The sequence below is a fragment of the Natrinema marinum genome, from assembly GCF_024296685.1.
GTDB lineage: Archaea > Halobacteriota > Halobacteria > Halobacteriales > Natrialbaceae > Natrinema > Natrinema marinum.
The window spans coordinates 81,423-95,205 of the sequence record NZ_CP100763.1 but is presented as its reverse complement, the minus strand read 5'-3'; the positions used below and the strand labels follow the sequence as shown (position 1 = coordinate 95,205).

Annotated in this window: 11 protein-coding genes; 6 read left to right on the top strand and 5 right to left on the bottom strand. The window is 66.1% G+C overall.

Features of this window, described 5'->3' with window-relative positions:
• The first annotated feature begins 15 nt into the window (after positions 1–15).
• A complete protein-coding gene (locus NKH51_RS00470) occupies positions 16–681 on the top strand; it encodes a DUF8108 domain-containing protein (protein WP_254763281.1) in 666 nt (221 codons plus the stop codon).
• Here NKH51_RS00470 and mtnP read toward each other — a convergent pair whose 3' ends face one another.
• Positions 682–1,539, bottom strand: coding sequence for an S-methyl-5'-thioadenosine phosphorylase (mtnP, locus tag NKH51_RS00465; RefSeq protein ID WP_254763280.1), 858 nt, complete (start codon positions 1,537–1,539; stop codon positions 682–684). It abuts the gene before it with no gap.
• A gap of 161 nt (positions 1,540–1,700) precedes the next feature.
• Between mtnP and NKH51_RS00460 the strand changes: the two genes are divergently transcribed.
• Entirely contained in the window at positions 1,701–3,146 is a 1,446-nt protein-coding gene (locus NKH51_RS00460; protein WP_254763279.1) for an MATE family efflux transporter, read from the top strand.
• A 45-nt stretch (positions 3,147–3,191) separates the two neighbouring features.
• Here NKH51_RS00460 and NKH51_RS00455 read toward each other — a convergent pair whose 3' ends face one another.
• The 4 genes from NKH51_RS00455 to NKH51_RS00440 form a co-directional block, all read right to left on the bottom strand.
• Positions 3,192–3,920 carry a sporulation protein gene (locus tag NKH51_RS00455; RefSeq protein ID WP_254763278.1) on the bottom strand — a complete coding sequence of 243 codons (729 nt, stop codon included), beginning with the start codon at positions 3,918–3,920 and terminating at the stop codon, positions 3,192–3,194.
• Between the two features lie 466 nt (positions 3,921–4,386).
• On the bottom strand, positions 4,387–5,085 hold the full coding sequence (locus NKH51_RS00450; RefSeq protein ID WP_254763277.1) for a phosphoribosyltransferase: 699 nt from the start codon (positions 5,083–5,085) through the stop codon (positions 4,387–4,389).
• Between the two features lie 57 nt (positions 5,086–5,142).
• Complete coding sequence (locus NKH51_RS00445; RefSeq protein ID WP_254763276.1) at positions 5,143–7,149, bottom strand: TRAP transporter permease; 2,007 nt, start codon at positions 7,147–7,149, stop codon at positions 5,143–5,145.
• A gap of 7 nt (positions 7,150–7,156) precedes the next feature.
• Complete coding sequence (locus NKH51_RS00440; protein WP_254763275.1) at positions 7,157–8,212, bottom strand: TAXI family TRAP transporter solute-binding subunit; 1,056 nt, start codon at positions 8,210–8,212, stop codon at positions 7,157–7,159.
• A gap of 261 nt (positions 8,213–8,473) precedes the next feature.
• Here NKH51_RS00440 and thiC point away from each other — a divergent pair, with 261 nt between their 5' ends.
• The 4 genes from thiC to NKH51_RS00420 all read left to right on the top strand — a co-directional run bounded on the left by thiC (position 8,474) and on the right by NKH51_RS00420 (position 13,780).
• Complete coding sequence (gene thiC / locus NKH51_RS00435; RefSeq protein ID WP_254763274.1) at positions 8,474–9,913, top strand: phosphomethylpyrimidine synthase ThiC; 1,440 nt, start codon at positions 8,474–8,476, stop codon at positions 9,911–9,913.
• A 126-nt stretch (positions 9,914–10,039) separates the two neighbouring features.
• Positions 10,040–11,377 (top strand): alpha/beta hydrolase family protein, encoded by a 1,338-nt coding sequence (locus tag NKH51_RS00430; protein ID WP_254763273.1) that lies wholly within the window; start codon positions 10,040–10,042, stop codon positions 11,375–11,377.
• A 619-nt stretch (positions 11,378–11,996) separates the two neighbouring features.
• A complete protein-coding gene (locus NKH51_RS00425) occupies positions 11,997–12,725 on the top strand; it encodes a hypothetical protein (RefSeq protein WP_254763272.1) in 729 nt (242 codons plus the stop codon).
• Between the two features lie 155 nt (positions 12,726–12,880).
• Positions 12,881–13,780 (top strand): PhzF family phenazine biosynthesis protein, encoded by a 900-nt coding sequence (locus tag NKH51_RS00420; RefSeq protein WP_254763271.1) that lies wholly within the window; start codon positions 12,881–12,883, stop codon positions 13,778–13,780.
• Positions 13,781–13,783: the final 3 nt, after the last annotated feature.

The following is a 13,783-nucleotide window of genomic DNA, read 5'->3' as shown; positions in this document are numbered from 1 at the left end:
CGAAACGTCGGGGCAATGCCCAGACCGGACGATGCCATCTTTCGCACCTGGGTCGAGGCGTTCGCGCTGCTGCGGAAACTGCTCCCGATCGCCCTGCTCGCAGGGGCGCTGGCTGGCCCGCTGTTCCGGTTCGAGCCGACGGTGGCGATGTGGCTCTCGGCGCTGCTCGTTCCGCTGGTCCTCGTCGGCCTCTACCTCGCGAGCCAACTCCCGCTCTATCCGGCCCACACGTTCGGGCTCGAGTACCGATACGAGGAGGAACCGTTCGACGCCGACCAGCGCGAGTGCGTCCGCTGTGGGACGCCGGCCGAATCCGGGACCCACCGCCGCTACGCCAAACAGATCGTCGTCCTCGGCGTTCCCGTGCACACCCTCGAGTGGGGAGACAACGACTTCTGTCCCGACTGCGTGGCGCTCGCGGCAGGCGTCGAGGGCGGGGACGGTCCCACTCCGAACCGGTCGCCGGAGCCGACGGCAGACCGGACCGAAACGGCAGCCCCGGATCAGGCGGCGGCGTCGGACCACCCATCGCAACCCCAGGCATCGACGCCGAGAACGGATGCACCGGCGGCAGAGACAGCAACCCCCGCGGGTCACGACACGCCCCGACTCGAGCCCGCTCGTCGCGTCGACCGAACGGACGAGACGACGGCGCTGGAACTCAAACGCGCCTTCGAGTAGTCAGAGGTAGTCGCCGGCCAGCAGGTCGACGCGCTCGCGTGTCTCTTCGGGGATCGCCTCGGTCGGGGTGTTGATGGTCCCCTCGAGCGCGGACCAAGCCTCGCTCTCGAAGTCGTCGGGCATCGTCCGGATCGCGCGTTCGACGACCGCGTTGATGGCGTCCTCGTTGGCCGCGGCGTTCGCGAGGACCTCCTCGAGGGAGACCTCGCTGTCCTCCTTCCAGACGTCGTAGTCGGTGACGCCGGCGACGGTGGCGTAGCTGAGTTCGGCTTCGCGGGCGAGTTTGGCCTCCGGGATGGCGGTCATCCCGACGATGTCCCAGCCCTGCGACCGGTAGAACTCGCTTTCCGCCTTCGTGGAGAACTGCGGGCCCTCGATGCAGACGTAGGTGCCGCCCCGCTCGGTCGCCGTCTCGTCGCCAGTGGCCGCCGCAGCCGCCGTCGCGAGGTGATCGACCATCGCCGGGCAGTACGGCTCGGCAAAGCCCATGTGGACGACCATCCCGTCGCCGAAGAACGTCGGCGAGCGGTGCTTGGTCCGGTCGAATATCTGGTCTGGCACGACGAGCGCCCGCGGCGGGAGGTTCTCGCGCAGGCTCCCGACCGCGTTCGTGGCGATCACGCGGTCGACGCCGACCGATTTGAGCGCGTAGAGGTTCGCCCGGTAGGGCGCATCGCTCGGCGGATGCCGGTGGTCTTCGCCGTGGCGCGGAAGGAATGCCACCTCCCGCCCGGCGAGTTCGCCGATCGTGATCGCCTCGCTCGGCTCGCCGTAGGGTGTCGACACGTCCTCGCTGCGCGTGTTCTCGAGCGCCAGCGCCTCGTACAGTCCGCTGCCGCCGATAACGCCGATGGTCATGCGGGAACGTGCGTCGAGCAGTCCCCTAAAGCTCCGGTTCTCGCCTCGCCTCAGGCCGCGGCGCGGAGCGTCGACGAGCGTCGAGGCCGCCGACCGGGAACGGTGGCCGTCGCTATCACGGCTCAGGAGCACCCAAGTAGCGCCGTCGTTACTGTGTGGCTATGGCAGTTCGAGAGGATTCCGACGGCGGGCTCACCGACGGCCCGCTCGTCCGGCCGATGCTCCGGCTGGCGTGGCCGCTGGTGGTCATCCAGCTCCTGCAGGTCACCTACAACGTCGGCGACACCTTCTGGCTGGGCGCGCTCTCGCCGGACGCAGTCGGGGCGGTGAGCCTCGCCTTTCCGCTCCTCTTCTTACTGATCGCGGTCGGCGGCGGCTTTACGACCGCCGGCGCGATCCTGATCGCCCAACACACCGGCGCGAAAAGCGGCGACGCGGGGCTGATCGCCGGCCAGACGCTCTCGTTCGTCTCGCTGGTCGCCGCCGCCCTCGGTGCGCTGGGCTTCGTCGCGACCGAGCCGATGCTGGCCGCTCTGCCCGCCGACGCCGAGACGGGGGCCGAGATCATCCCGCTCGCGGCGGGTTACCTACAGATCTTTTTCCTCGGGCTTCCCTTCCTCTTCGGCTTCTACGTCTTCGTCGCGCTCATGCGCGGCTACGGCACCACGCGCGCGCCGATGCGGGTGATGCTCGTCAGCGTCGTGCTCAACCTCGCGCTCGATCCGCTGTTCATCTTCGGCGTCGGCCCGTTCCCTCGCCTCGAGGTGGAAGGTGCCGCCGTCGCGACGCTCATCTCGCGCGGGCTCGCGACGCTGATCGGCGTCTATCTGCTGTACTACACCAACGTCGGGCCGGACATCCGGGCCGCACACCTCCGTCCGCGCTTGGAGTACGTCACGAAGATCACGCGACTGGGGACGCCGTCGGCGCTCGAGCAGTCGATGACCGCCCTCGCGCTGGTCGCGATGACGGCGATGGTCGTGACCTTCCCGCCAGCGGTGGTCGCGGCGTACGGGCTGGGTAACCGGCTGCTCTCGCTGGCGTTCCTGCCAGCGCTCGGGCTGGGACAAGCGACGGACACGATCGTCGGCCAGAACCTGGGGGCGGGCAAACCCGACCGCGCGGCGCGAGCGGTCAGGATCGCCGCAGGGACGATCGCGGCGATCATGCTCTCGGCAGGCGCGGTCGCCGCGCTGTTCCCCGAGCCGTTCGTCTCGGTGTTCGTCACGGCCGACGCGGCGGGGAAGGCGGCGACGATCGACTACGGCGCGACCTACCTCCGCTTCGCCGCGGTCGGCTTCGCGTTCATGGGGGTCTTGCAGGTGATTCAGGGCGCGTTCCGCGGGGCCGGAAACACGAAGACGGCGCTCGCGTTCGCCGTGCTGGGGCTCTGGATCGTCCGCGTGCCCGTCACCTACGCGCTCGTCTTCGTCGCCGACTGGGGGCCGACCGGCGTCTGGACGGGCGTCGTCGTCGGCGACATCGCCGGGGCGATGGCGGCCGCCGCGTGGTTTACGCGGGGGACGTGGAAGCGGTCGATCGTCGGCGATAGCGGGGACGGCTCGAGATCGGCCGAGGCGACCGACTCGGAGTCGGTCGCGGAGTAACGGCGGGCGGCGACGGGCGCAGAGAGACGGAGACGGCTTCCTCGATCAGAGATTCCGCTCGACCGCCGCTCGCAGCCGTCGCTCGAGGTCCGCCTCGTCGCCCGGCTGAAGCGAGACGCGGTCGTAGCGCTCGTCGACATCGAAGTGTTCCGACAAGAGGCCGCCGCGGCGGTCGACCTCGAGCAGCAGGTCGAAGCCCTCGCCTTCGGGCAGCGTGACGACCTCGAGTTCGTCGAGGTCGCCCGCGAAGGGGCCGGACCGGGGGACGAACTCGAGTTCCTGGACGAAGCGGCGGCTCGCGAACAGAGACTCCGTGGCCTCGCATTCGGCCGTCCGAAGGGTGAAGCCGAGCGACTCGAGGGCGTCGAACAGCGCCTCGCGGAGCGGGTCGGGTTCGATCTCGATGGGGTCGCGGTCGTCCGGGTCGACCGCCCAGTCGATGTCGAGGCCGGTGTCGAGCCAGACGTTCGTTCGCCCGTGCGTGACGGGGGTGTGGTAGGGCACGTCGATAGTGACGGTGAACGACCGTTCCTCGTCGGGGTCGATCGTGAACGACTCGGCGAGGTCGTAGGTCTCGATCTTCGCCGTTCCGTGACTCTCGTCGGTCTCGTAGCGCGTCGCCAGCGCGAAGTAGATGCCGTCGACCTCCTGGCTGTCGTTGCCGCCGGTAACGTCGACGCGCGCGTCGACGGATTCGCCCGCCGTGAGGGTGGTCGGGAGGACCGTATCGACCGTCGCCGAACCGATACCGAGGCTCGAGAGGATTCGCTTCATACGATGAGAGCCGTCACAGCCGCCCCTTAAATATTTTGTCTGATTGACAGCAGTGGTGATCGGCGACGGTGGGCGGATACGAAACGGCTGACGGACCGGCATTATGTTAACGCACGTGGCGGCAACTCACCCGGTATCAGCGTGGGATTACACTCTACGTTCTCCGTATCGATGACGAGTCACGTGTTTCATAGAGTTTGTAGAGCATACCGATCGCTCCAACTGTGCCAAAGAATAGAAAGCCGATGACTCCAATCGACGAGAACCCAGCGGAAAGGAGTTTTGTAGGTCCATTCGACAGATATGATATCTATCTCATAGATGGATGCTATTGAGAGTATTCCACTAATGTGGTCGTGACGGGGGCAAATGGATTACTATCCATTTCGATGACGACACCACACCCATCGTTTGCAGTGTGGATCTACCCCAGACGGTCCCAATGTAATCAACTGTCTGAGGGCAATCAGTCCTCAACTACGCTCCACTCGTCGGCTCCGGCCGCCTCGAGCACCCCGCGGCGCTCCATCTCCGCAAGGACTTCGGGCAGTCGATCGGGCTGGGCGATCTCCATCTCGATGCGCTCGATGCCGTGGTGTTCGGTGAGGAAGTGGCGGATCTCGTCGGCCGTGAAGGTCTCCTGATCGGCCTTCTCCATGGCGCTCGAGATCAGATCGACCATATCCTCGATGAAGTTCCACGGGTAGACGACCCAGGTCCACGCCTCGAGCCGTTCGCCGACGTAGTCGGGCTGGAACTCGCTGGTACCGAGCAGTTGGAGGGTCGCGGTGCGGACCTCGCCGGCGTCGCGGTCGTCGACGTACTCGTAGGCGCGTTTGATCGAGCCGCCGGTGTCGGCGATGTCGTCGATGATGAGCACGTCCTTGTCCTCGACGCTCCCCTCGGGCATCGGATAGCGGACGGTCGGCTCGCCGGACTTCTCGGCGGTGCCGACGTAGTGTTCCATCTTCAGGCTCGTCAGATCATCCATGCCGAGGAAATCACAGAGACAGCGGCCGGCGAACCAGCCGCCGCGGGCCAGCGCGACGACGACGTCGGGTTCGAACTCGTCGTCGCGTACGTCGTCTGCAACGTCCCGGCACAGGCCGTAAATGTACTCCCAGTTGGTTATCGTGCAGTCGAAATCGTCCGGTAAGTCGGACATCTGATGGCCACCTACCCGGTGTCTCGAGCGCAGCCCCCTTAAGTTGGCTGAAACGGGTCACTCGCTCTCGGCGACGGGTCCGAAGCCGGTGTCGCGGGTCACCTGCGTCTGGAGCGCGATGAGGACGAGTGCGACGGTCACGGCCGCGATACGGGGCATCGTCGCCGGCCAGACCATCGCGAAGACGCCCAGCGAGACGTAGGCCGCGCGCGCACCGTAGCTCAGCGGCGACGGGATGCCGAAGGGCCGCGGTGCGCAGTTGAGTCCGTGGGTGATCGCGACCGCGCCCAACAGGACGATCAGCCCCGAGCCAGCCGTCGTCAGATCGAATCCCCCCGTCACGATTTCGGGGTTGTAGATGAACGTAAAGGGGAGGACGAACAGCGGCAGGCCGAGCTTCAGCGCCTCGAGCGCCGTTTTCCAGAAGTTCGACTCCGCGATGCCGGTGGTCACCACGACCGCGATGGCGATCGGCGGCGTGATCCCCGAGAGGATCGCCGCGTAGAACACGAAGAAGTGCGCGGCGAGGGCGGGAATGGCGAACTCGCCGGTCAGCGTCGGCGCGATGAGCAAGGCGACGATCGTGTACGCCGCCACGGTCGGCATCCCCAGTCCCAGCACGAGACAGACGACCATCGCGAGAATGGTCGTGAACAGGAGGACCCCGCCCGCAACGCCGACTAACGCCAGCGAGAGCTTGCCGGGAAGTCCGGTCGCGTTCAGCAGGTCGACGATCCCGTTGACCGCCGCGATGATGATCGCGATCGGTGCCAGCGTGACCGCGCCGAATTTGAACCCCGAAACCGTGTTCTTCAGCGCCTCGAACGTGGTCTCGCCGACGCGCTCGCCGTCGTCGACGGCGCTGAGCACGATCGGAATCCCCGCACCGGTCAGCACCATCGCCCCACAGGTGTACAGCGCCGAGGAGATGACCGTCCACTGGGCGATCCCCAGCGTGTACAGCAACACGGCGAAGGGGACGCCGAAACGGATCGCCTCGATTACGGGGTGGTACCCCTCCTCGAGGTCGTCGATGCGCTGGTCTAGGTCGACGCCGCCCTCGGGGAGCTGTTTGACCGACATGTAGTGGACGCCGATCGCGACGGAGATGTAGAACACCAGCGCCGGGATGATCCCGGCGATGAGCACGTCGACGTAGCCGATCCCCGGAATGAGCGAGGCCATGACGAACGCGGCCGCGCCCATCACCGGCGGCATGATCTGCCCACCGGAGGAGGCGACCGCCTCGATCCCGCCAGCCGAGTCCGCCTTCATCCCGCTTTCTTTCATCAACGGAATCGTGAACGAACCCGTCATCGCCGCGTTCGCCGTCTGGGCGCCGTTGATCGACCCCACGATCAGACTCGAGATCACCGCCGACTGGGCGACCCCCGACCGGAGGTACTTCGCCGTCCGGAAGGAAAGCCGCATGATGAGCTGAAAGGCCCCGTAGCCGCGCATCAGCCCCGCGTAGAGCAAGAAGAGTGCGACCCAGGCGGCGACGATCTGCGTGATCGAGCCGAAGAAGCCGTCGAACTCCATCGTCAACAGGTTGATGATCTGCCTGATCCCGATGCCGCCGTGACCCAGCAACCCCACGATCAGGTTGCCGTAGAATGCGTACAGGATCGCGGCGATTACGACGCCCGCGAAGGCGGCCCCGAACGCGCGGTAGGTCAGATAGAGGACGACGAGCCCGAACAGGCCGCCGATAGCGTACTCGTAGCCCAACGCGTAGCCGATCCGCTGGGTCTCAAGTACCTCGTAGTGCAGCCAGACGTAGGCCGGCACGGCGACACCGATGATGGCACACGCCCACAGTCCGATGCGCTCGAGCCACTGACTGCGCTCCAGTCCCCTGAGTTCGTCGAGGACGTAGATCAGAATCCCGCCGGCAAGGAAGACGGCGCCGTATTTCGCCCGCGGTACCTCCTGAAAGTATGCATACCACAGGACCCGCGCCCAGAAGAGCACCGCGACGAGCACGACGAGGTTGTTCAGCAGGTGCTCGCGCCGGAGATCCAGCGGCGACCAGACCGACGGTTCGCTCTGGGTCTCGCTCATGAGCGCGCTATTCGCCGCCGCGCGTGTAGGCACTCATGTCGACGTCTTGCTCCTCGAGGTAGTCGTACGGCCCCGGATGGACCGGAACGTCCTCGAGATACAGCGAAGCCATGTTCTGGGGGTCGCTGTGGTCGAGGTACGCCGGTTGGCCCTCCTGAATCGACGCGGTGTTTTCGTTGCTGATCCGCGCGAGTTCGTAGCCGACGTCGCGGGAGACATCGCTGCCGAGCCAGAACTGGAAGTCCGCGCCGTAGACATCCATCTGGTCGGCGTCGAAGCTCTGTTGTTCCCAGCCGTAGACGTCGATCGAACTGTAGCTCGTCCCGCGGGTGTTGTTCGCGGCCTCCTGGAGGCTGTCGGAGAATTCGACGAGTTGGAGGTCGGCACGGGCGTCGACTTCTGTCGCCCAGCCGGCGAGGTTCGTGAACCCGGCCCCGTAGCCCATCATCGCGTCGATGTTGCCCTCCTCGATGAGTCCGGCCACGTCACCGGTACCGGCGTCGACGACCGAATCGGAGTTCTGGAGTTCGCTCCAGAGACCGGCGTTCGAAAGCACCGTCTCGGCCTGCTGGCGCAGCCCCCACTGCGGGGGCAGCGGCCAGAAGTTGCTGCCGACGAGGTCGTCGGTCGTCTCGATTCCCGATCCCGACACCGAGAGAATGTGCATGTGCAGCGGCGTGATCGAGAACATCTGGTTTGGCAGCGTGTCCAGGGGCCGCTCGGCGAACGGCGGCTGGTCCTCCTGAGCCGACGCGACGATGAAGTTCCCCGCGGTCAGCGCCTGCAAGTTCCCCTGCGAGAACTGGCGGAGACTCGGCGGGTCCCCTCCCGTCTCCTGATTCTGCCAGCGAATTTCGCCTGCCGGCTCGGTGTCACCCGACTGTTCCTTGACGACTCGCTGAAAGGAATTGCTCGCTGCACCGGTCGTCGTGCTTGCACTCGGAATGCCGACGCTCAGCGATGTCGGCCCACCGTCGCCACCACCGCCGAGGCAACCGGCCAGCACACCGATACCGATCCCACTCGCCGCCGTCAGCACCCTCCGCCTGCTACTTGTTACCATACATAGTACCCGCTTCGCCGCAGCCAATGAAACTATTGTAAATTTGTATGACGTTCAAACGCATATATTTCCAATGCTAACGTCACAGTCATCGATTCGAGGTCGAATCGGACGCCCCCGACGAACGCCGTCAGAAACCCGCCACTAGGGAGCGTGTGGTACTCAATCGGGCGGGTCTCGAGGCCGAGGGTCGCTACGCGTCGCGCCGCCGTCTCGAGATCGGAGATAACTATATAACACCGTAGTATAACCTAGTTATCGATGCCGCAAACCCAGATGCAGGCCGCCCGCGACGGGACGGTCACGCCCGAGATGGAACGCATCGCCGAGCGAGAGAACCGAAACCCCGAATACGTCCGCGAACAGGTCGCCGAGGGACAGGCCGTGATCCCGGCCAACCGAAACCACGACGCGCTCGATCCGATGATCATCGGCCGGGAGTTCGCGACGAAGGTCAACGCCAACATCGGCAACAGCGAGACGACCAGCGACCTCGAGACGGAACTCGAGAAGCTCCACACCGCGGTCCATTACGGTGCGGACACGGTGATGGACCTCGGCACCGGCAGCGACCTAGACGAGATCCGCGAGGCCCACGTCGAGCACTCGCCGGTTCCTCTCGGGACGGTGCCACTGTACGAGGCGGTCAAGCAGGCGGGCAGTCCCGCGGCTATCACGACCGACCTGTTGCTCGAGATCATCGAAAAGCAGGCCAAGCAGGGCGTCGACTACATGACGATCCACGCCGGAATCCTCGCCGAGCACCTGCCGCTGACCGACGGCCGAAAGACCGGAATCGTCTCTCGCGGCGGGTCGATCATGGCGAAGTGGATGGAGGAACACGGCGAACAGAACCCGCTGTATCAGGTGTTCCCCGAGATTTGTGCGATCTTCGCCGAACACGACGTCACCTTCAGCCTCGGCGACAGCCTACGACCGGGCTGTCTGGCAGATGCCTGCGACGAGGCCCAGTACGCCGAACTCGACACGCTGGGCGAACTGACGCGGGTCGGCTGGGACCACGGCGTCCAGGTGATGGTTGAGGGACCTGGCCACGTCCCGATGCACAGGGTCGCAGAGAACGTCGAGCGCCAGCAGGAGGTCTGCGACGGCGCACCCTTCTACGTGCTCGGACCGCTCGTGACAGACGTCGCGCCGGGCTACGACCACATCACGAGCGCCATCGGTGCGGCGATAGCGGCCCAAGCGGGCGCCGCGATGCTGTGTTACGTCACGCCGAAAGAGCACCTCGGGCTCCCCGAGGAGGAGGACGTTCGGGACGGGCTGGCGGCCTACCGGATCGCCGCCCACGCCGGCGACGTGGCGACCGAACGACCTGGCGCGCGCGACTGGGACGACGCGCTCTCGGAGGCGCGATACAACTTCGACTGGCGCGAGCAGTTCCGCCTCGCGCTCGACCCCGAGCGCGCGCGGTCGTTCCACGACCAGACGCTACCCGGCGACAATTACAAGGAGGCGCGCTTTTGCTCGATGTGCGGCGCGGAGTTCTGTTCGATGCGGATCGATCAGGACGCTCGAGCGGACGGCGAGATGGCGTCGCTCGAGGACGACGCGGGAACCGACCTCGAGAACTCGTCCGCCGCGGAGGTCAACCGGCCGCCGGTCGGCACCCACGCCTCGGGGGATTTGCCGCCGATGGCCGACCACGGCGACCCGCTCGAGGAAGCGAGCGACGATTGAGCGCCGCCGCCGGCCGTCACCCATCGGCGCGTGACACCAGCCGTCGACTTCGTATATCAAAGCCGAACACAGTCACAGAGAATCGACCTCGTACTTATCCGACACACCGTGGAGGGTCCGACAACGATGGCACCCCGACGGCGGACCGTACTCGCGGCGGTATCGACGGCGACGGCGTCAGCAGTGGCCGGCTGTTCCGACCTACTCTCGGACTCGACAGGTGATGGCGGCCCGACTACACCCACCGACGTGGCGACGGCGCTGATCGACGACTTCGCAGACGAGAACTTCGAGCGAGCCAGCGAACGGTTCGCCGAGCGCGAACGCGACAAACGCGGCGATCCCGCCCGACTCGAGCGGCTCTGGATGGCGTACGGATCGGTCAGCGGCTCGTTCGAGGAGGTCGCCGAGACGAAGACGGCGGCCAAGCGAACCCGGACGGCGGTCGATCTGACGCTGTCGTTCGACGGCGGCGACCACGACTTCCGCGCTGTCGTCGACGGGAAATCGCGGCTCCTCGATTGCGGGATCGTCGACGGCTACGCCCGACCGGCCTACGTCGATCCGAACGCGATCGCCGAGCGGACCGTGACGCTCTCGGTCGCGGACTGTTCGCTGCCGGGAACCGTCACGACGCCCACGGCGGAGTCGGGGGAGGTCCCCGGCGTCGTCCTCGTCCACGACGCCGGTGCGGGGACCAGAAACAACGACCGCGGCGGCACGAAGGCGCTCAAGGATCTGGCCGAGGGCCTCACGTCGAACGGCGTCGCGGCCCTCCGCTACGACAAGCGAATCCCCACCTGTGACGTCGACCCCGGCTCGTACACCCTCGATCGCGTCACCGTCGACGACGCGCTGGTCGCCGTCGAGCGACTCCGAAACGTCGACGGCGTCGACCCGAATCGCATCGTCGTCGTCGGGCACGGTCTCGGGGGCCGGGCGGCACCCCGGATCGCCGCTCGAGACGGGAGTCTCGCCGGGATTGTCGGCCTGGCCGCGCCGGCCCGGCCGTACCACGAGTTGACCCTCGAGCAACTCGAGCACAAGGTCTCGGTCGGCTCCATCGAGTGGGACGACCTGGCGGCCATCCACGACCGATGGGCCGGCCAGATCGAGCGGGTCCGCTCGGGCGAGTACGAGCCAACGGAGACGCTCCTCGGTAAGCCCGGCGCGTTCTGGGACAGCCTCGCCGCCTACGATCACGTCGGTACCGCGGCGGCACTCGACGTGCCGGCGTACTTCCTGCAGGGCGGGCGGGACTTCCAGGTCTCCGTCGCGGACGACCTCGAGCGCTGGCGGTCCGAACTCGGTGGGGAGTCCGAGACGACGTTCGAGACGGACGGCGACCTCGATCACCTGTTCATGCCGGGCGAGGGACCGTCGGTGGAGTTCGCCTACACCGTTCGGAACAACGTGGCCGAGGGAGTCGTCACCGATCTCGCAGGCTGGATCGGTGAGCGCTAAGCGCGCCGGCGCGCAAGCGAGACGGGACATCGAACGCCTCGAAACGGACTGGACGCTGACACCGTATTGCTGCACACAGCGGACGGATATGGCATACGTCGCGGCAGCGATTTCTACGGCTATATCCCGGTGTAGCCGTGAAATTCGGTTCTTTCCCCTAGTACTGTCCGCACGTGAACACTATTTGAATAGGTCGCCCATTTATAAGTAAATACTTCTACGTAACCGAATGAATGGGGAGATGGACTGAAAGGGAACGGAAAACGGGCCGTTCTCAGTGGGATCGACGAACGGCGCTGAAGCCGCTCTGGACTGCCGGAATAGTTGGGTTGGCTGGCTGTTCGTCGACGACTGACAGTCGTTCGCCGGGGGGAGACAACGGAGACGGGAATGGCGACGACGATGCCGACAATTCGACGCGGACCGAACGATCGGCGGCGGCGGGTTCCTCGAACACTGGCGCCGCAGACGGCACTGCGATGTACCGGATCGATGTCGCCAACTCCGGCCACGCACCGAACGAACCCGGCCCGCTCGAGAAACCGGGCGCCCTCACCGCGAGCCATGTCTTCTCATCGAACAGCACCGGCACGCTACTTGCACTCACCGAACCAGAATCATGAACGCATCCGAGACGACCGCGGACGACACACGACAGCCGTATAGCCGCCGCCGACTACTTGCGACCGGACTCACTGCCGGGGCGGTGAGCATCGCCGGCTGTGCCGGCGACACGAGCGATTCCACCGACACGGGGACGGACGGCTCCGGAGACGAAGGGGCCGACGAAAACGAAGATAGCAATGGCGGTGGATGTACGCCCGGACACAGCGACGGCGACCCCGCGTGTCAGCAAGTCGCCGATGACGCAAGCGCCCTCACGCCGTTCGACGCGGCCGGGACCGCACTGCCGATTACCATCGACTACCCCTGTGGCTGGCAGACGAGTACGACCGACCAGTACGACGACCGGTGGCAGGCGAACGCGACTCGAGACGGGTTCGGAAGCGATGGCAACGCCTACGTCGACGTTCAGATTCGGTGTTCCTACGCCGCCGTCACCGACGGATTCCTCGAGGAGACCAAAAGCAGTGGCAACTACGAGGAGGTCTCCTACGAGTACGACGGCGAGACGCGAACCGCGCTCGTCAGCGCGGCGTCGACGGCAGCCTACGGGACGACGGCTCACGCGACCGTTCCGTTCGAGGACGCGCTCGTTCACGTCGAACTTGTCTCGACGTTGAAAGCATCGAGCTGTGAAATTGAGCCGCGACCGGACTACGACGTGGTTGCCGCGATGATGAAAACGATCGCACCGAATTCGGAGACGACCTTCTCGTTCCAGTGACACAGCCGAGGTGACGCCACGCGCGGTCGTCGGGGGAGACGCAGCATCCAGCAGTAGTCTGGAGATAATTGCGGTCCTCACCCGCTCGCTACGAACAGGAGCCGTTTTGATCGATAGACCGAGGATTGATACGCCGGTCGGCCGACCCACGTCGTATGAAGACGATTCGGATCTTGCAGGTCGACGCGTTCACCGACGAACCGCTGACCGGCAATCCGGCGGGCGTCGTCCCGAACGCGGACGGACTCTCGACCGATCAGATGCAGGCAATCGCCGACGAGATGGCCGTCAGCGAGACGGCGTTTCTCCGCTCGAGCGACGCCGCCGACCGTCGAATCCGCTACTTCACTCCCTCCCAGGAGGTCGACCTCTGCGGTCACGCGACGATCGGCAGCTTCGCGCACCTCCGCGACGAGGGCCTCGAGCCGGGAACGACCACCCTCGAGACGAACGTTGGCGTCCTCGAGATCGACGTCGAATCGGACGGAACGGTCTGGATGACCCAGGACGAGCCGACGATCCGCGAGGTCGATATCGGCTACGATCGGGTCGCCGACGCACTGGGCGTCGACGCGGCCGCGCTCGAGGGCGCGAGCGCCGATCTCCCGCTGGCCGTCTCCTCGACCGGGCTGCCGTTCCTGATCGTCCCGATCACGTACCTCTCAGACGTGGGGAGCGCCCAGCCGGACATGCGCGCGATCGAGAATCTGGCCGACGCGGTCGACGCGACCGGAATCTACCTCTTTACTTTCGACGCGCTCGAGCGCGACTCGACGCTCCACGGCCGCATGTTCGCGCCGGGAGCCGGCGTCCCGGAGGATCCCGTTACGGGCACCGCGAGCGGGGCCGTCGGCGCGTACCTCGATCGCTTCGGCGCGTTCGACGACGACCTGCCGGAGGAACTCCGCCTCGAGCAGGGCCACTACGTCGACCGGCCGGGACTGGTCCGCGTGCGACTCGACGAAGCGGTGCGGGTCGGCGGTCGCGGCGTGACCGTTCTCGACGGCTCGATCGCCGTCCCCGACGACGAGGAAGACGAGATCCTCGAGGCATGAGAA

Excerpts from the sequence above, each read along its gene's own strand:
- NKH51_RS00470 (WP_254763281.1), top strand. The coding sequence starts at position 16 with ATGCCCAGACCGGACGATGCCATCTTTCGCACCTGGGTCGAGGCGTTC.
- mtnP (WP_254763280.1), bottom strand. The coding sequence starts at position 1,539 with ATGACCATCGGCGTTATCGGCGGCAGCGGACTGTACGAGGCGCTGGCG.
- NKH51_RS00460 (WP_254763279.1), top strand. The coding sequence starts at position 1,701 with ATGGCAGTTCGAGAGGATTCCGACGGCGGGCTCACCGACGGCCCGCTC.
- NKH51_RS00455 (WP_254763278.1), bottom strand. The coding sequence starts at position 3,920 with ATGAAGCGAATCCTCTCGAGCCTCGGTATCGGTTCGGCGACGGTCGAT.
- NKH51_RS00450 (WP_254763277.1), bottom strand. The coding sequence starts at position 5,085 with ATGTCCGACTTACCGGACGATTTCGACTGCACGATAACCAACTGGGAG.
- NKH51_RS00445 (WP_254763276.1), bottom strand. The coding sequence starts at position 7,149 with ATGAGCGAGACCCAGAGCGAACCGTCGGTCTGGTCGCCGCTGGATCTC.
- NKH51_RS00440 (WP_254763275.1), bottom strand. The coding sequence starts at position 8,212 with ATGGTAACAAGTAGCAGGCGGAGGGTGCTGACGGCGGCGAGTGGGATC.
- thiC (WP_254763274.1), top strand. The coding sequence starts at position 8,474 with ATGCCGCAAACCCAGATGCAGGCCGCCCGCGACGGGACGGTCACGCCC.
- NKH51_RS00430 (WP_254763273.1), top strand. The coding sequence starts at position 10,040 with ATGGCACCCCGACGGCGGACCGTACTCGCGGCGGTATCGACGGCGACG.
- NKH51_RS00425 (WP_254763272.1), top strand. The coding sequence starts at position 11,997 with ATGAACGCATCCGAGACGACCGCGGACGACACACGACAGCCGTATAGC.
- NKH51_RS00420 (WP_254763271.1), top strand. The coding sequence starts at position 12,881 with ATGAAGACGATTCGGATCTTGCAGGTCGACGCGTTCACCGACGAACCG.